Origin of the sequence: Acinetobacter pseudolwoffii (assembly GCF_002803605.1) — a bacterium.
Classification (GTDB): Bacteria; Pseudomonadota; Gammaproteobacteria; order Pseudomonadales; family Moraxellaceae; genus Acinetobacter; species Acinetobacter pseudolwoffii.
On sequence record NZ_PHRG01000003.1, the window covers coordinates 439,922 to 461,212 of the forward strand.

The window sequence follows — 21,291 nt, forward strand, 5'->3', positions numbered from 1 at the left end:
GACTTTTGTCGGTTATTTTTTACTCAAGTTAACAATGTGTAAGCGCTATTTAATTAAATATGCAAGTGAATATTTAATTGAACGGTGACCACTTGTGTAATCCCCCAAATAGGCGTAAATTGGCTCTAAATTAGTTAGCCAGGTTAACTATATGCCTTCTGCCTCTCTTCCATTTCGCGCCTTGTTATTACGTTGTGCACGGTTACTCAGTGATGAAATAAATACGATTTTATTATCTTCACAGTTAAATTATTCCTTATGGCAAGTGCTGTATGTGATTCAGACGCATCAGCAATGTACCCTGATGGATATTTCTCATTATTTGAACGTATCTAAACCCAGCATCAGTAAACGTATCCAGAATTTAGTGGAACTCGGTCTAATTAGCCAACTCGAAACTGCAGACAAGCGTCAGAAGCTATTCACACTGAGTGAGCAAGGAGTCGAGACTTTTGCCCTGGGTTCCACACAGATTGAGGCATTTGAAAAGCAGTTGCTTGAGCAAATTGCCTCAGATGATATTGAAAGTAGTAAAAATATCTTGATGCAGCTCATTCAGCAGTTACAACCCGCTTCGCAGGATCGACTTTAATGAGCCAAGAACAAACGCCTTTATGGACTCCCAATTTTATTTTGATCAGTCTGGTGAATTTCCAGTTGGTGCTGGTGTTTTATTTGCTGGTGATTGTGATTGTCGGCTACTCGGTAGCAGAATTAGGTGCAACCACGGCACAGGCAGGGCTGGTTTCTGGCTTGTTTATTGTCGGTACCTTATTCGGCCGTCTTATTATCGGGAAACTGCTAAACCGTTTGGGCCTAAAAATTACGCTTGTGGCCGGTCTGACAGGTTTTCTGCTTTTTTCTGGCCTCTATCTGATTCCGGCCAAGCTGGAAATTTTACTGGGCATCCGTCTGATGCACGGTTTTATGATGGGTGTGGCCTCAACGGTATTAGGCACCGTGATTGCCCAGACCATTCCTGCGACTCGACGTGGTGAAGGCATTGGTTATTTTAGTATGAGCAGCACACTTGGCACAGCGATTGGCCCCTTCTTAGGCATCTGGCTAATGTCAAATTTTAACTATCAGGTGATTTTTGTTTTTACCAGTGTAGTCGCACTCAGCTGCCTGATTTGCAGCCTGTTTATTCAGCCGCCACAGATTAAAATAACGAATCAAGTCAATCATATAGAAAATCAATCATCTAGCAGACTGGCGCAATATATTGAACCCAAGGCTTTGCCGATTTCGATGATTGTTCTGATTGTGGCAACCTGCTATTCCGGCGTCTTATCTTTTATTCATTTCTATGCCAAAGAGATTAATTTAGTCGAAACGGCTTCTTTTTTCTTTCTGATGTATGCCATTGCGATTTTGCTTTCACGTCCATTTACCGGCCCGCTAATGGATCGTAAAGGTGAAAACATCATCATCTATCCGGCCATTGTGATTATGGCCTTAGGAATTTTATTACTCAGTCAGGCCCATAATGCTACGATGTTATTGGCCAGCGCCGCACTGCTTGGTTTTGGCTTTGGTAATCTCCAGTCCGTCTGTCAGACCATTGCGGTAAAAAGTACCAGTTTGCAGCGTATGGGGCTGGCGACTTCAACCTTCTTTATTGCGCTAGATGCAGGTTTGGGTTTTGGACCTTATTTCCTCGGCATGCTTCTGGATCAGATCGGTTATCGTCAGCTTTACCTGTACTCTGCTGTACTGACCATCAGCTGTCTGATCTGGTATTACCTGTTGCATGGCCGTAAAGCGGGGGAAATACAACCTTCTTATTAAACACTTCTAAAAGCGACGGCTAAAGCGGCGCCGATATTCCAGCGGCGTCAAGCCAGTTTTTCTATGAAATAAACGGCGAAATGAACTTGGGTCCTGATAACCAATATTTTGCATGATCACATCCACCGCCTGATCGGTTTCTTCCAGACGTTTGCGTGCAGCTTCAATTCGGATCGCTTGCAGATACTGATTTGGCGGCAAGTCCAGTGCCTGTTTAAAATGGCGAATCAAGGTACGCGTGGTGACATTAAAACGTGTTGCAATATCATCCAAGCTAAAAGACTCATGAAAATGCTGCTCCAACCAGTTCTGGACATTTTGCACCAGTTCATCATGATGCGGTTGTCCAATCTTGAGTAAGGAATAAGACAGCTGGCTATCGCGTCGATAATCAATCACAAAAGATTTGGCCGATTGCATGGCCACCTCAAAGCCATAAAAACGTTCAATCAGATGCAAACCTAAGTCGAACCAGGCCAGGCCACCACCCGCGCAATAGATATTCTGGTCGCGGCTAATCATCAGATCGGCATTCAATTTGACCTGCGGATAATGCGTCCGGAAAATATCTTGAAAGCCCCAATGCGTCGTTGCCACGCGATTATCTAAAATACCGGCTTCTGCCAGAAAGAAATTTCCGGTGCAATTTCCAGCAATTAAGGTCGAATCTGCATGAGCAGATTTTAGAAACCGGATCAGCTCAGGGTTTTGTTGCAATACATCCTGAATCGGTGCAGCTATGGTTGGCACCACCACAATATCTGCAGTTTGAATCTCTTGATAGGAACGATGTGCCTGTAATTCCAGACCATTAATACAACGAATCGGTTGTCCATCCGGACTGGCAATACTGACTTTAAACAGGCGCTGTACATCCTGCTGCTGAATGCGGTTCCAGCTCACACCGGCCATGGCAAATAAATCGACGACACCGGTAATGGCAGAAGCCAGAGCGCCATCAAAACCCAAAACTACGACTCGCTGCATCTTGATCTCATTGTCATTTTTTACCTGTTTGATGTCATTATTGACAATCCTGCTGAATAAAAGCAACTGTTAGTCTTGGCGCTATCTCAAGGATTTTACATTCAGGACAGTACCGTGACCGAGCTAATAAATGATAAAGATCTTAATTTTCTACTTTATGATGTCTTCAAACTTGAAGCTCTGACAAAACTGGAACGTTATCAGGAGCATGATAAAAATACCTTTGACAGTATTTTAGATACAGCCAAGGGTATCGCGACCGATTACTTTGCCCCGCATAATGCCAAAGCCGATCAGCATGAACCGAGCTTTGATGGGAAGCAGGTCAAAACCATTGCTGAAGTTAAAACGGCGTGGCAGCAGTTTGCCGAGGCCGGCCTGCTCTGTGCCCAGCATGATTATGAACATGGCGGTATGCAACTCCCGACTTTATTAAATATGGCCTGCAATGCCTATTTTATGGCGGCCAATCCTTCAACTGTTGCCTATTCTTTTCTGACTGCGGCGGCGGCAAATCTGATTCAAGCCTTTGCTTCACCGGAACAAAAACAGCTATTTTTACCGCATATGTTGAGCGGCCGCTTTGCCGGCACTATGGCCATGACCGAGCCGAATGTCGGTTCTTCTCTGGGTGATCTAACGACCAAAGCTATTCCTCTGGCAGATGGAACTTATAACATTAAAGGCCAGAAAATGTTTATTTCTGGTGGTGATCAGGATATTACCGAAAATATTATTCATCTGGTTCTGGCGCGGATTCAGGATGCACCGCAAGGGGTCAAAGGTATTTCCCTGTTCATTGTGCCGAAATTTAAAACCAATCCAGATGGCTCTATAGGTGAATCCAATGATGTACAGCTGGCTGGTTTACTGCACAAAATGGGTTATAGAGGAACGACTTCAACGGTTTTAAGCTTTGGCGAAAATGATGCTTGCTTAGGCTATTTGATTGGTGAAGCAGGTCATGGCTTAAAATATATGTTTAAAATGATGAATGAGGCGCGTGTCGGCGTAGGCTTGGGCGCAGCCATGATTGGCTATCGCGGTTATCTGGAATCCTTAAACTATGCCAAAAACCGTCCGCAAGGTCGTCTTGCACATGAAAAATCGCCTGATTCCAAACCGGTCAATATTATTGAGCATAGTGATGTCAAACGTATGCTGCTGGCACAAAAAGCTTATGTCGAAGGATCACTGGCCCTGTGTTTATTTGCGGCGCGTCTGATTGATGAACATCAGGCAGCACATGATGAGAACAGTGCCCTCTTGCTTGATCTGATCACTCCAGTGGTCAAATCCTTCCCTTCAGCCTATGGCCCAAAAGCCAATGATCTGGCGATTCAGGTTTTGGGCGGCGCGGGTTATACCCGTGATTATCCGGTCGAACAATGCTACCGCGATAACCGCCTCAATCCGATTCATGAAGGCACGTATGGCATTCAGTCCCTGGATTTGCTTGGGCGTAAACTCTGGCAGCACAATGGCAAGGGACTCAGCCTGTTGATGCAACGCATCCAGCATACGTTGTCTGAGATTCAGAATCCCAAGTTAGTCGCACTGGCAGAAAGCTTTCAACAACATCTGGCTACCGTGCAAAAAACCACCCAGGTTTTAGGTCAGGCTCTGCATCAAGGCCAAATCAATGAAGCATTAGCCAACTCTGGGCTTTATTTAGACATGATGGGAAAAACCATGATTGCCTGGCTCTGCTTAGACATGGCGCAGCAGGCACAACTTAAATTTGGCAATTCCGATCAAAAAGAAGATCAGGACTTTTTGGCGGGCAAGTTTCAGGCAGCCCAATATTTTATCCGTTGGGAATTGCCTGAAATTGAACATCAGGCCAAGTTACTGATGAACTTTGATGATAGCTGCAGGAATATGCAAGCTGACTGGTTTTAAGGTTCATAGCTAAATAAAAATGCGCTGTAAGAAGTAATGCTGATCAGTTAAGGAGTTTAGAAACAGACTCTTTAATTTTTAGTCATTCAATGCGGAGTATTAATGTTATAAATCAAATTCTTGTAAATTATTTGTTACTTTGGTTTCGCCCAAATGAGAAGCGAAGCTTCGCAAGGAAGGCATCTTGCGGAGCAACACTCCTCACCGCAAAACTCGTCAGCCACCATCGACTAGTAAATTTGTCGCAGAAACAATCATTTTTAAATGTAGTCCTGCCTCAAACAGTTGCGGATGACTTTTTTATCTATCAGATATAATCATGAATTTGAAAAAGAAAATGCCAGTCAATTCCTTAACTGACTGGCATTAGCTGTAAGAAGCGCATTTTTTATTTAAAACTAGGTTTATGCTTCAGTACTTAAAATAAGTCCAAACTTTTTAAAAATTTTCTCACGTTTGCCTGGATGAATATTGGCCTTAGTCAGGTCACCCTGATAATGCTGATAGACCCGTTGATCCATCATTTTGTACCATAACGGCGGAATTAAAGCCGGAATCAACATGGTGGCATAACCACTGGGTAATTCGGGTGCTTCATCAAAATGTCGCAGTGCCTGAAATGGGCGACTTGGAAAGGCATGATGGTCTGAATGACGCTGCAACTGGTACAAAAACAGATTGGTCACAATATTGTTATTATTCCAGCTATGTTCAGGCAAGGTCCGTTCATAACTGCCATCATCTTTTTCTGTGCGTTTCAAACCATAATGTTCAATATAATTGACGATTTCAAACAGAGTTACCCCATAAAAGGCCTGAGTCAGTGTATAAGGAATGAGCTTTTTACCATAAGCACTTAGCATCAAGGCATGGTAGCCTGCACTCATCGCCCAGCCATGAAACAGTTCATTTTCCTTGCTCAAAAATTTCAATCCTTTACGTTCCAGACGTTTCTTTTCAATCTGGATCGCTGACTTTAATCCGTCAAACACAGTGCGTGGCCAGAAACGGTAAAAAGACTCGCCCATTTGTGAAGATGCCGGATCTTCTGGCGTTGCCACCCGTTTATGATGCCCATAAGGATGTTCAATACGGAAATGATTATAGGCCAAAGGCATCAGGCTGGCATGCGACCAGTAATGGTCTTTTTTCTGCGGACGATGACTCAGTTCATGTGCCGTATTGACCGCAATGCCGTTAATCGCACCCATGGAAACTCCCAATAAGAGCTGATCCAGTATCGATACATTTGGACGTGTCACCACATAGCCGGCAAAAGCATTAGCTGCCATTTGCAAGGGAATAAAGGCTTTTACAATCCGGTCATAATACGGATCTTTGACCAGCGCCTGAATCTGTTCGTCATTCGGATTGTTGGCATCATCGCCAATCAGGGCATCCAGAGTCGGAATAATCACATGCAATAATAAAGGCCCGCCCAAAGCAAAGACTTTTTTAGTCGCTTTGGGGCCAAAATGATAACCGGCCAAAATTCCCATTCCGATCACAGGCAAACCTGGGCTGAGCAACCAGCCAAAACGTTTTTTATCCAGCTTTACACCTTTTAGTGCTGACGCTTCCTGCGTAAACTGCGCTTTCTGGATTTGTGCAGGGGCATTCATTGCGAGCTTCCTTTTTTATGTTACTCTGCACTTATAGTTGAATATTTCAGCAACAGCGAACAGTATTCAACGTCCAGAAAACCTATGTCAGCGTCTTTGGCACATGCAGCCAAATTCTGGCCTAAAATCACAAAGTTAAAAAATTTATAGTCAATTAAGTGAAATAAATAGAAGAATAGAGTTAGGCATGGATGCTTTAAGTAAAATTTTTGATGATATTCATCTGGAAAAATCGGAATATCTTTATCTGAATGTGTTTCATCCGAGCGGCTTTGACTATCAGCATGAGCCTTTTATGCTGGCTTATATCCTGTTACAAGGACAGGCACAATTAAAGTTCGCCAACGGCGATCTGCTCGAGCTGCAACAAGGTGATCTGGTACTCTTACCCGCAGGTTCTGCCCATCGCATTTCTTGCCCAGACAATGCCGATTTTTCTGCACGCTGTGCGATTAATCCTTATTTCCAAAGCCATGCACAGCAATGTGTCGATCTTAATGGGGAAAATTCGGCGGAGCATAGTTTCATACTGGCCCTTCGTTCCAGTCTGGATATGCAGATGGCAAAACCTCTACTAAGTGCCTTACCTAAATACCTGCATATTCAGCATATTCTGGGCGACACCGCACCGGAATGGTTACAGGTCGGTTTGCAGTTTCTGGCGCTGGAAACCCAGCAGATGCGGCCGGGACGTGACAAGATTCTGGATCATCTGGTCAGTATTTTACTGATCGAATGTGTGCGAGATTATATTTTAAATCTGGAAAATTCCTCGAGCTGGCTGAATGCGCTCTCGCATCCGGAACTGTCCAATGCACTCGCTGCAATTCATGGCAAACCTGAGCAGTTCTGGACCGTAGAAAGTCTGGCTGAGCAATGTCATATGTCACGTTCCAAATTTGCCCAGCTCTTTACCCAGATTGTCGGTGAGCCGCCACTGGCTTATTTGCAACAGCATCGCCTTCGGCTGGCGGCACAATATTTGCGAAATAGCGGATTTAGCATTCAGCAGATCGCACATGGCGTTGGTTATTCATCCGAGACGGCCTTCAGTCAAAGTTTTAAAAAACAGTTTGAACAGACGCCCACCCAGTACCGGCTGAATTGTCAGAACAATAATGTCAAATTACTGGATTAGCGCGAGCACGGCTTTGACCGGGTCTTCGCTATTACCAGACAATAGCTGCTTATGCATGGTGATATGCTGCATCACCTGAATTTGTGCAGTTTCAACATTCATCAGTTTTTCAATTTCAGCCGCCAGCTTTTCAGGCGTAGCATCGGCTTGAATCAACTCCTGAATGACTTTTTTGCCGGCAATGATATTTGGTAGCGAATAATAAGGAATTTTGATGAGAAATTTCACCACATGATAAGTCAACCAATTCAGTTTATAGAAAGTCACCATCGGACGATGTAATAACATCGCTTCCAATGTCGCAGTACCTGACGCCAGCGCAATAATATTGGAGGCATTCATGACCTGACGGCCGATTTTTGACTCGGTACCGCTGTTTTCCAGCAAGCGGATTTGAACCTTTAGACTTTCAGGATAAGTCGCCAGCAAGCGTTCTATCTGCTGCTTGCGTGCCTCATTAATTGCCGGAATCAGGAAAGTATAGTCCGGATATTTCTGATGCAGAATCTTGGCTGCATCCAGAACCAAAGGCCCCAAACGTTCAATCTCACCGCGGCGACTTCCCGGCAATAGTGCAATATGCTTCTGATTCACATCAAGATTCAGTTCTTGTTTAGCATCGATAATCGGATTTTCAAGCGGCAACTGACTGGCCAGAGGATGACCAACAAAAGCGGCTGGCACATCCCATTTTTTAAAGAAGGTTTTTTCGAATGGGAATAAACACAGCACCAGATCAATGTTGGCCTTAATACCATGCACACGTCCCTGACGCCACGCCCAGACCGAAGGACTGACATATTGCACGGTCTTCATCGGCAACTGTTTTTGTTTAATGGTTTTCGACAGGCGCAGGTTAAAATCAGGTGCATCTACACCAATAAAAATATCGACAGGGTTTTTAGTCCAAGTTTCGACCAGCCCATCACGTACAGCAAAGAGTTTTTTAATATCCTTGAGAACTTCAACAATGCCCATCACCGATAAAACATCCATCGGATAATAGCTTTTAAAGCCTTCTGCGATCATTTGTGGACCACCGATGCCTTCAAATTCGGCATCAATCCCTTGCTCACGAAAACGGCGAATCAACTTTGCGCCAAGCGTATCTCCAGAGACCTCACCGACCACGATTCCAATTTTTAGTTTTCGATTTAGCAAGTGAGTTCCCTCTCAGATCCGTATTGAACTGTATTTAATCGTAATTCTAACATAAAGCTGGGTTTATGCCTGAATAAGCAGTGAGCATCTTATATTTTAAGAAAGGTATGCTTTAGAATTACTTAGCCTACTCTTAATCTTCCCTGATGATTTTTTCTATTGAAGTGGTTTTCCTGATTCATCTTCATTTTCAGGCAGATCAAAGTGTCCTTTAAAATAAGTGACCGGTGTTTCACGTTATTTTCTTAGCGAGGATGAACATGAAACTTCATTTAATTTTAAGCCCAGTGCTTTATCTTTTTTATGCATAAGTAAATCAATAATCAAGACAACGACTTATATCCAAAAGTCATAAGATATCCACGTTTTTTGATTTTGGCATATATGCATGTTTGGTCCGATTGAGTTTATTTTAGCAGGTGTGTTGGTAGGTTTTTGTGTTGGAGTAACCGGTGTCGGTGGTGGCTCATTGATGACACCCATTCTGATCAGCCTATTCCGGATTGAACCCCACATTGCAATTGGTACGGATCTGCTCTATGCTGCGATTTCAAAATTCTGCGGTTCTTTTGTGCATGCCAAAAAAATGAATATTGTCTGGCCAATTGTGATCTGGCTGGCAGTGGGCAGTATTCCAGCATCTTTTGCCACGCATTGGGTACTCGACAACTATTTAAGCCAATCGACGCATTATAAGGCTGTCCTGACCATGGTATTGGGCTTTATGCTGACCATTACCGGCTTGTCTATTCTGTTTCGCACCCAGATCGAAAATCTTTTCAACAAATACCGAAAACAAGAACTGCCAGATATGACGCAGGATCTGGAAAAAGTAAAACTGCAAGCCAAGGAAAAGCGCATCGCCATCATGATTATGGGCGTTATCTTGGGTATTTTTGTCACCTTATCTTCAGTCGGTGCAGGTGCATTTGGCATCATGGCTTTAGTGGTGATGTTTCCGAATCTGCCGATGATTCGTATCATTGGCTCAGACGTGGTGCATGCGGTGTTACTGACGCTGGTTGCAGGCTTGGGGCATATGTCATCAGGCAATGTCGATTTCATGCTGCTCATGTGGTTATTGGTGGGTTCTATTCCAGCGATTATTGTCGGCACTTTACTCAGTTCACGGATGCCAGAAAAACTGATTCGCAAAATTTTAGGCATTACCTTATTTGGGCTCGGCCTGAATTTCATGCTTAACCCTGTAAAATCAAAACCGGCTCAACCTGCCGAAACAGCGATGGTCGTCATGAGCCAGAATTCCCAGTCCGTTTAATTTAACTATGCGATTCATCACTTTTTTTTCAAAGAAGTATTCATCTTTTTTATAACAAAGTGACGCATCATTCATGTTATATTCGGGCTATTAAACAACCTTTTGTATGATCGAACCAGTGACGGCAATGAATACACAACAGTCAAATCCCATTTCAGCATCAGATATTGATGACGTGAATATCCACAGCATGATTCCTTTGGTAACCCCTGCTGAGCTTAAAGCAGAATTACCTTTGACTGAAACTGCTTATCAAACCGTACTGCATGGTCGTGAAACGATTCGTAAAATCCTGGATGGTGAAGACAAACGCCTGTTCGTTGTCATCGGCCCCTGTTCTATTCATGATCCTGCGGCTGCACACGAATATGCTGAACGCTTAAAAGCGTTAAGCGAAAAAGTTAAAGACAGCTTATACATCGTGATGCGGGTTTATTTTGAAAAACCACGTACCACAGTGGGCTGGAAAGGCCTGATCAACGATCCGGATATGAACGACTCGTTCAATATCGAAAAAGGTCTGCGTATCGGTCGTAAGCTGTTACTTGAACTGAATGAAATAGGTTTACCATGTGCCACTGAAGCACTTGATCCGAACTCACCGCAGTATTATCAAGACCTGATTTCATGGTCTGCAATTGGTGCACGTACGACTGAAAGCCAGACGCATCGTGAAATGTCTTCAGGTCTGTCTTCACCAGTCGGCTTTAAAAACGGGACGGACGGCGGTTTAACCGTGGCAACCAATGCGATGCAATCGGTCAAACATGGCCATAGCTTCCTGGGTCTAAATGATCAAGGTCAGGTCGCTGTGATCCGTACTTCAGGCAACCCGTATGCCCACGTGGTACTGCGTGGCGGTAATGGCAAGCCTAACTATGATGCCGGCTCGGTCGCAGATGCGGAAGCCGCATTAGCCAAGGCCAAAGTCAGCACCAAAATCATGATTGATGCCAGCCATGCCAACTCAAACAAAGACCCGTACCTGCAACCGCTTGTACTCAAAAATATTTCCGAACAAATTCTTGATGGAAACAAGTCAATTGTTGGTATTATGGTAGAAAGTCATCTTAAAGGCGGTCGTCAGGACATTCCTACGAACCTTTGTGATATGGAGTATGGCCAATCAGTCACTGATGGCTGTATCGACTGGGAAACGACTGAAAAAGTCTTACTCGACATGCATGAGGCATTAAAAGATACTTTAGCTAATCGTTAAATGATCTGACAAACGCCATCGCCAAGATGGCGTTTGCATTTCTGAACAAGGAAATTTTATCTGATGAATGATATTGAAACAGCATTAAGCCAGATTGATAATTTTCAGTTTATACATGACCATTTATTTACATCCGGTCAACCGACAACTGAGCAGCTGCAGCTGATTAAAGAATACGGTGTGTCTACGGTCATCAATGTAGCATTAACAGATAACGACCAATATCTGCCACATGAAGATAAAATTTGCCTTGAGCTGGGCCTGAACTATATCCAGTTACCGATTTCATGGGAAACCCCTTCAGACAATCAATGTTTACTGGTACTCGAGCTGATCAATCACCTGATTAAGGAACAGATGGTCTGGGTACACTGTTCACAAAACTATCATGTCAGCTGTCTGATGTATTTATATCGTCAATACTATATGGACGTGGATCTTCCTACGGCGCATGAACATTTGCATCAAATCTGGGAACCGAATGAAACCTGGACAGGTCTCATGCATGCAGTTGCCCTACAGCTGCAAGGCCGTAAAGCAACCCAGGAACTGGAACGATCCCTGATTAATCCAAATTATTTTGTCTGAGCCTATTTATTATGGCTCAACAGCACGGTTGCCATAGATAGAATACCTTCCTGACGACCGGTAAAACCGAGCTGCTCAGTGGTAGTGGCTTTAATACTGATTTGAGTGACATCGACATTGAGCACATCTGCGATACTTTGACGCATGGCCAGATTGTGTTTCGCCAGTTTTGGACGTTCACAGGCGACGGTAATATCAGCATTGTTCAGCTGATAGCCACGATCCAGAATTAACTGATAAACCTGCTTCAACAATACCCGGCTATCCGCACCTTTAAAATCCGGATCGGTATCCGGAAAATGCTGGCCAATATCTCCAAGTGCCAACGCGCCCAACAATGCATCACAGAGTGCATGCAGAATCACATCACCATCCGAATGTGCTTTCAGACCGTGCGTATGCGGAATTTGAATGCCGGCCAAAGTGACAAACTCACCCTCTTCAAATGCGTGCACATCCAGACCCTGACCAATACGAATTTGTGCGATCACCTTATACATCCTTTAGAAATAGCCCATTGAAATCTTGTACACTTGCTTTCTATTTCGCTATAGTTAGACCAAGCGTAACACAGTGAAAGTATAAGCGATCATGCTACTGAAAACTGATATAAATATGTTGAAAATAATTGGCCTGATGCTCGGCCTGGGGATGATATCTGCGGGTAGTTCAGCGAACCCACTCGACTGTAACAACGACAGCAAAAAAACAGCGGCCATGAATAAAGTCTGCTCAGTAGCGCTGTCCGAAGCTCGGGAAAAACTCGCTGACCAATACTTGACCGCTTTTTTAATTACTGATGCCCCCGTTCGCTTATTGCAAGACACCCAACAGTTATGGGCAAATCGGTTACAGCAATGCAAAACGCTGGACTGTTTTAAACAGCAGTTTGAATGGCGCCTCGATGATTTAAATATCTATATTTCACTGAATCAAAGCCTAACTCAGCATTATATTAAGTTCGAGCAGGGACAAATGGCCAAACAGCCTGTGCATATCAAGATTCATCAACTGACTAAAGACCGCATCAAGATTGAAGGTCAGGCCTATCGCAATCCCAATAACCGGGCCGAAACGCAGACTGTTCCATTTTTAGCCTATACCACGCCTGCAGCAAAAGAACAGATCATGGATAATGAAAATGACTGCCGCTATGAGTTTAACTATAGTAAAGCGATTCTAGCCGTCAACACTCAGCAAAAAGGTTGTGAACGTTTTACTGGGGTTTATCGCTTATATGATTGATTCAATTTAAAAAATATTAAAAACTTAACCTTATATAAAATGAGAAATTTGATGTAAAAAATAGCCCGCATGCGGGCCATCAATTTAAGCAGGATAGTATTGAGCAATTTCCTTGCTAATCAGTGCAGCCGTTGCAGCCGACAAAGTCCAGCCCAGATGACCATGGCCGGTATTATAAAATACCCGCTCATGTTTACCATGGCGCACCACAGGCATCATATTTGGCATCATCGGGCGTAAGCCAGCCCAAGGTACGACATGCTCGGTACACAGATCAAAGTTACGATTGCTCCAGTCAATCAGTGGTTGAATCCGGTCTGCACGAATATCCCGGTTATAGCCATTAAACTCGGCGGTTCCTGCGACTCGTAAACGATCCTTACCCAGACGTGACAAGACAATTTTGGCACTTTCATCGAGCAAGCTGACCCATGGTGCATTGTTTTGGCTCTGTTCATCATTCAGCTGCACGGTAATTGAATAACCTTTGACCGGATAAACATTGACTCGTTCCTCTAAAATCTCGGCCAATTGATAACTGCCCACACCCGCACACACCACAATGGCATCTGCATTAATTTCCAGAATGTCATCTGTAGAATGATGTACATTTTCAGTACTGGGTTTGCATTTCACCCGAATATGTTGAGCCTGATGATCGACGGCAAAGACATCTTGGCCAAATTCAAATTTCACGCCTTTTTGCATGCAGGCTTTGGCCAGTCCTGTACTGAATTTATGAATATCTCCGGTCGCATCGCTCTGGCAGTAAAATCCGGCATAGTAATCGCCTGTTAATGCAGGTTCGATCTGCTTGATTTCCGCATTGGAAATGGCATTGCGCTCCAGTCCGCCGCTACACAACAGGTCATTGACCTTGATCGCGACATCGTAATCCGTCTTGTTATGATAAAAATGTAAAATGCCGCGTTTTTCCAGATCAAAATCAATCTGTTCTGTTTGGGCAATTTCATACAAACGTGCTCTGGCCAATAAAGCCAAACGTACAGTCTCTCGGGTATTGGCTTCATAATGTTTGATATTTCCCAAAAATTCCATGAGCCAACTATATTTATGCACACTAAAAGAAGGATTGAGCAAAAGTGGTGCAGTTTTTTGAGACATCCATTTGATACCTTTGAGTACCGTAGCTTTCTGGTTCCATACTTCGGCATTACAGGCTGAAAGCTGGCCGCCATTGGCAAAAGAAGTTTCCATGGCCGGATAGAGATGTCGATCTATCACAGTCACCTGATAGCCTGCCAAAGCAAGCTCATACGCTGTGGTTACCCCAGTAATACCCGCCCCAATCACCACGACATGACGCATAGACACCTCCTTGATTATATTGATGTCTTTTCCCATCTGTCATGTGTACCTGAGAGCTTCGGTCGCTGCATTGCACATCAATGCGAGCACCTTCCCCTTCGGTGAGTGATTGAACACTTCTCTCCAGAGTTTTTATCCATTATCACAGTCCTTTTGCCTGAGAGTTTCCTGGGAACTTGCTCCTTCGGCGAATGCAGAAGCATTTCTCTCCTGCAATAATGTTTTATTATCATGAGCAATTTATATACCATTTTATTCAATAAGACAGTTTTTATTTATGTGAGTTCACGTGAATCAATTTGTAATTACTGTTCCGAATTAAACTGAGTTATTGCTGCTGACTGATATTGCCCATCTACCAAATTTTTAGATTTCACTTTTGCTCTATTCAGCGAGATACAACAGATTCTAAACTTTATAAGATTTTAGGATTGATTTGATTTTGGCGCTTAAATAGAACCTTTATTGCTTAGGCTATTTTAATGGTTCAAAGCATAGAGAGTTTAAATTCAGGATTTAGATCTTATATCATCTATTTGAGAATCAAGGAATTTTAAATAATCCAGGAAAGTACCAATATTAAGCTTCCCGCCGCTACGACGGTTTGTACACTAATAATGCTCGCCATTAACTGGCTATCGCCGCCATATACCCGGGTTAACACATAAGACGCTGAGGCAGTAGGTAAGGCAAAGAACAATACCAATACTTGCGTGGTGAATGCATCAATCTGGAAAATTTTACAGACTAAAAATGCAATCAGCGGCATTCCAAACAGGCGACCAAAGGTCATCAGACTGAGTGGCAATACATCTCGCTGAAAGCCCTGAAACTTTAAGGCTGCTCCTACACACATCAGACCGAGTGGCAAACTGCATAGTGCAATCTGTTTAAGAAATTGCTCTGCTCCTGCCCAGAGTGCCAAACCGGAAAGATTAAACACACCACCCACCATACAGCCTAAAATTAATGGATTTTTAGACAAATCCAGAATGATTTTTTTCAGCTGCATATCGTGACTGCGGGTAAATGCCAGTACCGATAAGATATTCACCAAAGGAATACACAACACCATGATCACAGCGAAGATGGTCATGCCCTGCTGATGAAATAAGCTACTGACCGCAGCAAGTCCAATATAGGTATTGAAGCGCAACAAGCCCTGAACATAGACGCCAAAACGCGCATAAGATATCTGGTACATATGGCGCAACATATACAGTGCGATACTGACCACGATCATGATACTAAATACCACCAGTACCACATCCTGAATCACATTCATCTGAATCTTGGCAGTGGCCAGATTTAAAAATAACATCACTGGAAACAGTGCATAATAATTTAACTTTTCTGCACCGCGCCAAAAGTCTTCACTCAACCATTGCCCATGCTTAAGCAAATAGCCAAAGCTGATCAAGCCAATAAGAGGAAATAAAGAAGTTAAAATAATTTGCAGCATGTGCCATCCTGGTCTGTTTCCCGTCTATTTTTCAACACCCTTTAGACGGTGCACAAAAACTAGCATATTTAGTGGCTGTTTCACCAATTAATTTAAGAAGTAAAATGCTTGAATTTTCATCAACTCATTATATTGATCTGATCATTTTTTCTAAAATCAGTAAATGTAATGGAATCAAAGGCTCTCCGACATTTTGATCTAGTGGATATGCCTCGATCTTTTCAGTCAGCTGATAGCCCCGGCGCTGATAATAAGCAATCAATTCTGTACGGACATTCAATACTGACATGCGAATCACTTTCTTCTGATACGTTTCAAGAATATAAGACTCAGCAAAATCTAGTAACTGCTTTCCATAACCTGAGTTTTGTTGGTCTGGATCAATGGCAAAACTTCCAATTTCCATAGAGTCATCGAATTCAGTCAGCCCAATACAGCCAATGATCTGATCATGATTCTCTAATACAAAAAGCTTAACGTTGCTCTGCACCAAGAGACTCACTACTTGATCACGATTGATCCGTTGACCAGCAACCATCTTATGTTCATGTGTCCCAGCCATGATTGGAACGATAAGCTGTGTTGATCAATACAACAATGTTCTGGATATCTGTAGTTTTTGCCAAGCGAATATTGTTATTTTTCATTATATAAATATAAAAAAAGCCAGACCGAAGTCTGACTCTAATCGTATCCGCTTCAGATGAAAAGCGAATTATTTTGGTTCAATCGGCTCAAAAGGCGCAACTACATCGGCATTTTGCGCACGATGACGCATAAAGTGATCCATCAGCACAATCGCCAGCATCGCTTCTGCAATTGGTGTCGCACGCACGCCCACGCAAGGATCATGACGGCCTTTGGTCAACACGTCTGTATCTTCACGATCGATATTAATGGTTTTACCCGGAGTAGTGATTGAAGCCGTTGGTTTCAGTGCAATCGCGACACGAATGTCCTGACCACTAGAAATACCGCCTAAAATACCACCGGCATGGTTTGCCAGAAAACCGTCTGTTGTTAACTCATCACGTGTTTCATGACCAAATTGCTCAGCGACGCTAAAACCATCGCCAATTTCAACGCCTTTGACCGCGTTAATCGACATCATGGCATGCGCAATATCTGCATCTAAACGATCGAAGACCGGTTCACCCCAACCCACAGGTACTTTAGACGCAATAATTTCAAGTTTTGCACCGCAGCTGGTGCCTTGTTCACGTAGTGAAGTCACGAGCGCTTCAAAACGTGGCACGGCATCAGCATCACCACAGAAGAATGGATTATTTGGCACTTCATTCCAGTCCAGTTTTTCTGCTTTTTCAGTACCAATTTGTGTGACATGGCCACGAATTTCAATGCCAAATTTCTCTAACAGGAATTTCTTGGCAATGGCACCCGCTGCCACACGCATCGCTGTTTCACGCGCGCTTGAGCGGCCACCACCACGATAATCACGGAAACCGTACTTCTGGGTATAGGTATAGTCTGCATGACCCGGACGGAAAGTTTGCGCGATATTGCCATAATCTTTCGATTTCTGATCCGTATTACGAATCAAGAGCCCGATCGATGTTCCAGTGGTTTTACCCTCAAACACACCAGAAATAATTTCTACTTCATCCGGCTCTTTACGCTGGGTGGCAAATTTCGATGTACCCGGCTTACGACGGTCCAAATCTTTTTGCAAATCGGCTTCACACAGCTCAATGCCCGGTGGAACCCCATCAACGATGGCCATCAGGCCCACACCGTGAGATTCACCACAAGTCGTCACACGGAACAGTTGCCCTATACTATTACCTGCCATGTCACACGACTCCTTATGCTTGAATAGACTGAATGAATAAATCGCGGTAAGTACGGCATTGCTGTGCAGTGAGTGCAAAGATACCTGAACCACCTTTCTGGAATTGTAACCAGTAGAAATCGACTGAATTGAAGTTCTGTTTCATCGCCCATTCCGAGTTACCGACTTCAATGACAATAAGACCGTCTTCAGTCAGGTAATCTGCAGCTTGTGCCAACATTTTACGTACAAGGTCCAAACCATCCTGACCCGCAGCCAATGCCATTTCAGGTTCGTGATGGAACTCATCGGGAAGATCAGCCATATCTTCTGCATCCACATATGGTGGGTTCGATACGATTAAATCATATTGATTTTCAGCAGGAATTTTTTCGAACAGGTCAGACTCAAGCAAGGCCACATTAAACTGTTGGTTATGATGTTCACAGTTAATTTGTGCTACTTCTAAAGCATCCTTAGATAAATCAGTGGCATCGACTTCGGCTTCCGGAAAAGCATAAGCCAGAGCAATCGCGATACAACCTGAACCTGTACACATATCTAAAATACGGCGAGGCATTTTTGGATCTGGATTTTCAGGTAGATTGTTTACCCCTTCACGCGCCTGATAATTTTCATCCAGGCAGTAAGGTGCAAAACGGTTCTGAATCAGTTCAGCAATCGGTGAACGTGGAATCAGTACACGCTCATCCACGTAATAAGGTTTATCGTCAAAGTAGGCTAAATTCAATAAATATGAAGTTGGCATACGCTCATTGATACGGCGCTCCAACAATCCTAAAAATTCAGCTTTTTCACTTGGGAGTAATTTTGCATCGAGAATTTCAGCATCCGCTTTCCATTCCAATGACATGCTTTGTAATACCAATGCTGAACTTTCAGCAAAATAATCTTCTGTACCTTGGCCTAAGTGCGCATCATATTGACGTAATGCTGTCACACCAAAGCGGATAAAATCACGAATTGTGCTTAGGTTTTCAGCGGCTTCCTGAATATGTTCAGGGCTAATAGTCGGTCGATCCACGTAGGGCGTCTCCAAGGTCATTTTTTTAAACGCCTTATGATACCTTGTTTTGCCTGCTTTTATAATGCTAAAAGTATGAAAAACACGAATTCTCTAGGCTCATAAAAATGATAAAATTCGTGTTTTTTTACCCAATCCTCAACCTGTCATTCTAGTTTTTTAGAGCAAGTTCAGACGATTCAAACTATGCCTCATGTATTGATTTATCGTGAACCTGGTGCATAAGAGCGGGATTGATAAAGATTTGCCTGATCCATAATCAAGGCCAGCATACATTGACCTTGTTGCTGTTTGGCATATTTCCCAGACACTCTTAAATTACATTGCTGCGACAGTTTACGTTCCCAAAGCACATGCTGACTGCGGATGGCCGCGGTCTGATTCGGATTCAGCTTTAGATAATTTTTATAGCTTTTCTTCAGACGTTTGTTGTGTAGTTTCAGCTCTTTCTTTAGGCATTTCTCTGCTTTAGCGGTATTACCATAACTAAAGTTCATACACTGCGAATATTCCTTGGAATATCCTACAGCAGCCTGAGTCTGAACTGCACTACCCGCAAAAACTGCAACCAAAAACCATGCAAGACGCATAAAATCCCCTTTACCTAAACTGGTATAATTCCAATAAATGTTTAACAATCAATATTGTTTAAATTATCCATGAATATTAACGCAGTCCTTGCAAAAATCCTATGTATTTCTCCGGCAGCAAATTAAACAGTTGTGCAATTGAAAACTGGCATATCACCCACATATAATCCGAATTAAATCTTCAAACGAGCCCGGTCCTATGAGCTATAAGCACAATAATCTTATGGCGATGCGCCAAAATTACTGGAATGACCAGGTTTCCGGTCAGGTGCAGCAAGAAAAAGTATTTTTGCAGTCAACTTTAATCCAGCATGGTGTATTTAGCAGTGCCACACTGGACGATGCCAAATATCTGTTTTTTGGTTTGCCAAGTATTGTGATTGTAAAAGGCTATGCTTTGGGCTTTATGCACGACAGTGTCCAGCACCTGATTCATCAACATATTCAAACAAATAAACAACAGTTACAACAACGATCTGAATTAAAAATCCAATTTCAAATGGCATAATGCCCTGTCTAAACTGATACAGGCTGGTGAATAAATGAAAGCTTGCCTAGCTTTTACTATGAATTCAGCGGCTTAAACTTTTTTAATACGTGCAGAAGCGCTAATATCCCCTACAATGATTTATTCTGCTTCATGCTGATGATGAAAGGATTGAGTTTACATGTCAGATCAGAACGATAAGCTTAAACAACTGAAAACCTCCTCTATGGATCGACGCTTATCGATCGCAAAGGCATCCTTGCTGGCAGGCACGCGTTGGGCGGCTTCCAGTGCAGGCTCCATATTTTCGAGTGAAGAAGAAAAAGAAAAGAAACGTAAAAAGGCCATGAAAGAGCAGGCGGATTATCTGGTTGCAGAAATTGGTAAGCTCAAAGGTTCAATCGTTAAAATCGGCCAGATGATGGCGCTGTATGGCGAACACTTTTTGCCAGAAGAAGTCACACAGGCTTTAAATACGCTCAACAACCAGACCGTGGCACTGGCTTGGCCAGCGATCAAGACACAATTACAGCAGCAGCTCGGTGCAAAGCTGAATGATCTCACCATTGATCATGAGCCTTTGGGCACTGCATCTTTAGCCCAAGTCCATCGCGCTACCCGCAAATCTGATGGCATGGAACTGGTCTTAAAAATTCAGTATCCCGGTGTGGCAGAAGCCATTGATTCGGATATGAGCCTGTTTAAAAACATGCTCAAACTGACGCGTCTGGTGCCGCAAACCCGCGAGTTTGACCAGTGGTTCGATGAAGTCCGTGAGATGATGCATCGTGAAGTGGACTATCAGATTGAAGCAGATACCACACGGCGTTTTGCTGCACGTTTAAAAGACGATCCACGCTATATCGTGCCGACGATTATTGATGAGTATTGCTCTGATCGCGTGCTGTGCATGACTTTCGAACGCGGTGTGCCGATCAATAGCCCAGTAATGTTGTCTCTGCCACAAGAACGACGCAACCAGTTGGGTGAAGCATCGTTAGAAATTGCCGTACGTGAAATTTTTGAATGGGGTGAAATGCAGACCGATCCGAACTTTGGGAATTATCTGGTTCGTCTGGGCAATGGCGAAGATATTCCTGACAAGATTGTCCTGCTCGACTTTGGTGCCATCCGTCAGTTTGACCAGCATCTGCTCAGCGTCGCGCGCAATCTGATTCAGGCCGGTTATCATCACGACTCAGACATGATGGTCAAAGCCATGACCGGTTATGAGTTTTTTGATTCAATTCCGCAAAGCATCAAGCCGGATATGGCCAAGGTCTTTTTACTGGCCACTGAGGCTTTTAGCTCACCGTTGAATAATCAGGAGCTACCAGCTAATGTGATGGATCAACATAATCGTTATGACTGGAAAAAAAGCCAATTGCATAGCCGTGTCATGCAACAGGCTTCAAGATCTATGGCTTCACGTTATTTCAGTGTTCCACCCAAGGAATTTATGTTTATTAGCCGTAAATTCATCGGTGCATATACCTTTATGACCGTGATTGATGCCAAAACCAATGTGCGTGCCATGATCAAAAATCACCTTTGATACCCCAATAGACGCTACATAGAAACCCGGATGATTTTGTCATCCGGGTCAATTTTTATTCAAAAATAATTTTCTCTCTTCTTGTTTTTAATTATATTTTCA

The 21,291-nt window shown here is 43.4% G+C and carries 19 protein-coding genes, 1 pseudogene and 1 riboswitch; of the genes and pseudogenes, 10 read left to right on the forward strand and 10 right to left on the reverse strand.

Annotated elements, in window-relative coordinates; genetic code table 11:
* Positions 1-151 precede the first annotated feature (151 nt).
* The gene (locus CWI32_RS08955; RefSeq protein WP_005170722.1) at positions 152-592 is read left to right on the forward strand and encodes a MarR family winged helix-turn-helix transcriptional regulator; all 441 of its coding nucleotides are present in this window, start codon (positions 152-154) and stop codon (positions 590-592) included.
* A complete protein-coding gene (locus tag CWI32_RS08960) occupies positions 592-1,791 on the forward strand; it encodes an MFS transporter (protein WP_100535147.1) in 1,200 nt (399 codons plus the stop codon). The genes CWI32_RS08955 and CWI32_RS08960 overlap by 1 nt, the downstream gene beginning before the upstream one ends.
* Positions 1,792-1,797: 6 nt before the next feature.
* Here the strand turns inward: CWI32_RS08960 and CWI32_RS08965 are convergent, their stop codons facing one another.
* Positions 1,798-2,778, reverse strand: coding sequence for a GlxA family transcriptional regulator (locus CWI32_RS08965; protein WP_100535167.1), 981 nt, complete (start codon positions 2,776-2,778; stop codon positions 1,798-1,800).
* Positions 2,779-2,892: 114 nt separating this feature from the next.
* Here CWI32_RS08965 and CWI32_RS08970 point away from each other — a divergent pair, with 114 nt between their 5' ends.
* Entirely contained in the window at positions 2,893-4,680 is a 1,788-nt protein-coding gene (locus tag CWI32_RS08970) for an acyl-CoA dehydrogenase (protein ID WP_100535148.1), read from the forward strand.
* A 404-nt stretch (positions 4,681-5,084) separates the two neighbouring features.
* Here the strand turns inward: CWI32_RS08970 and CWI32_RS08975 are convergent, their stop codons facing one another.
* A complete protein-coding gene (locus tag CWI32_RS08975) occupies positions 5,085-6,302 on the reverse strand; it encodes an alkane 1-monooxygenase (RefSeq protein WP_100535149.1) in 1,218 nt (405 codons plus the stop codon).
* 187 nt (positions 6,303-6,489) lie between these two features.
* Between CWI32_RS08975 and CWI32_RS08980 the strand changes: the two genes are divergently transcribed.
* Positions 6,490-7,440, forward strand: coding sequence for an AraC family transcriptional regulator (locus tag CWI32_RS08980; RefSeq protein WP_100535150.1), 951 nt, complete (start codon positions 6,490-6,492; stop codon positions 7,438-7,440).
* Here CWI32_RS08980 and lpxB read toward each other — a convergent pair.
* Complete coding sequence (gene lpxB / locus CWI32_RS08985) at positions 7,429-8,601, reverse strand: lipid-A-disaccharide synthase (RefSeq protein WP_100535151.1); 1,173 nt, start codon at positions 8,599-8,601, stop codon at positions 7,429-7,431. The two genes, CWI32_RS08980 and lpxB, sit on opposite strands and share 12 nt — an antisense overlap.
* Positions 8,602-8,989: 388 nt before the next feature.
* Between lpxB and CWI32_RS08990 the strand changes: the two genes are divergently transcribed.
* The 3 genes from CWI32_RS08990 to CWI32_RS09000 all read left to right on the forward strand — a co-directional run bounded on the left by CWI32_RS08990 (position 8,990) and on the right by CWI32_RS09000 (position 11,687).
* Positions 8,990-9,880, forward strand: a complete 891-nt coding sequence (locus CWI32_RS08990; RefSeq protein WP_005097034.1) for a sulfite exporter TauE/SafE family protein — start codon at positions 8,990-8,992, stop codon at positions 9,878-9,880.
* Positions 9,881-10,007: 127 nt separating this feature from the next.
* Positions 10,008-11,099 carry a 3-deoxy-7-phosphoheptulonate synthase gene (locus tag CWI32_RS08995; RefSeq protein ID WP_180001437.1) on the forward strand — a complete coding sequence of 364 codons (1,092 nt, stop codon included), beginning with the start codon at positions 10,008-10,010 and terminating at the stop codon, positions 11,097-11,099.
* A gap of 63 nt (positions 11,100-11,162) precedes the next feature.
* Positions 11,163-11,687 (forward strand): protein tyrosine phosphatase family protein, encoded by a 525-nt coding sequence (locus tag CWI32_RS09000; RefSeq protein WP_100535153.1) that lies wholly within the window; start codon positions 11,163-11,165, stop codon positions 11,685-11,687.
* A gap of 2 nt (positions 11,688-11,689) precedes the next feature.
* Here CWI32_RS09000 and ispF read toward each other — a convergent pair whose 3' ends face one another.
* Positions 11,690-12,178, reverse strand: a complete 489-nt coding sequence (ispF, locus tag CWI32_RS09005) for a 2-C-methyl-D-erythritol 2,4-cyclodiphosphate synthase (protein ID WP_005170695.1) — start codon at positions 12,176-12,178, stop codon at positions 11,690-11,692.
* Between the two features lie 100 nt (positions 12,179-12,278).
* On the opposite strand from ispF, the gene CWI32_RS09010 reads away from it, so the two are divergent.
* A complete protein-coding gene (locus CWI32_RS09010) occupies positions 12,279-12,932 on the forward strand; it encodes an A1S_1983 family putative colistin resistance protein (protein WP_005170692.1) in 654 nt (217 codons plus the stop codon).
* Positions 12,933-13,016: 84 nt separating this feature from the next.
* On the opposite strand, the gene CWI32_RS09015 is transcribed toward CWI32_RS09010, so the two are convergent.
* The 6 genes and pseudogenes from CWI32_RS09015 to CWI32_RS09040 form a co-directional block, all read right to left on the reverse strand.
* The gene (locus tag CWI32_RS09015; protein WP_100535154.1) at positions 13,017-14,261 is read right to left on the reverse strand and encodes a D-amino acid dehydrogenase; all 1,245 of its coding nucleotides are present in this window, start codon (positions 14,259-14,261) and stop codon (positions 13,017-13,019) included.
* 135 nt (positions 14,262-14,396) lie between these two features.
* A riboswitch (glycine riboswitch) is annotated at positions 14,397-14,484 on the reverse strand.
* 330 nt (positions 14,485-14,814) lie between these two features.
* Positions 14,815-15,723, reverse strand: coding sequence for an AEC family transporter (locus CWI32_RS09020; protein ID WP_005097042.1), 909 nt, complete (start codon positions 15,721-15,723; stop codon positions 14,815-14,817).
* Positions 15,724-15,850: 127 nt separating this feature from the next.
* Positions 15,851-16,370: pseudogene (locus tag CWI32_RS09025) on the reverse strand (GNAT family N-acetyltransferase).
* A gap of 68 nt (positions 16,371-16,438) precedes the next feature.
* On the reverse strand, positions 16,439-17,533 hold the full coding sequence (gene aroC / locus CWI32_RS09030; RefSeq protein ID WP_100535155.1) for a chorismate synthase: 1,095 nt from the start codon (positions 17,531-17,533) through the stop codon (positions 16,439-16,441).
* A 13-nt stretch (positions 17,534-17,546) separates the two neighbouring features.
* A complete protein-coding gene (gene prmB / locus CWI32_RS09035) occupies positions 17,547-18,557 on the reverse strand; it encodes a 50S ribosomal protein L3 N(5)-glutamine methyltransferase (RefSeq protein ID WP_100535168.1) in 1,011 nt (336 codons plus the stop codon).
* A gap of 203 nt (positions 18,558-18,760) precedes the next feature.
* The gene (locus CWI32_RS09040) at positions 18,761-19,147 is read right to left on the reverse strand and encodes a hypothetical protein (protein ID WP_005097047.1); all 387 of its coding nucleotides are present in this window, start codon (positions 19,145-19,147) and stop codon (positions 18,761-18,763) included.
* 199 nt (positions 19,148-19,346) lie between these two features.
* On the opposite strand from CWI32_RS09040, the gene CWI32_RS09045 reads away from it, so the two are divergent.
* Together CWI32_RS09045 and CWI32_RS09050 are read left to right on the forward strand one after the other, a co-directional pair.
* The gene (locus CWI32_RS09045; RefSeq protein ID WP_005097049.1) at positions 19,347-19,655 is read left to right on the forward strand and encodes a hypothetical protein; all 309 of its coding nucleotides are present in this window, start codon (positions 19,347-19,349) and stop codon (positions 19,653-19,655) included.
* Between the two features lie 160 nt (positions 19,656-19,815).
* Positions 19,816-21,189 (forward strand): ABC1 kinase family protein, encoded by a 1,374-nt coding sequence (locus tag CWI32_RS09050; protein WP_005097050.1) that lies wholly within the window; start codon positions 19,816-19,818, stop codon positions 21,187-21,189.
* The last annotated feature ends 102 nt before the right edge of the window (positions 21,190-21,291 follow it).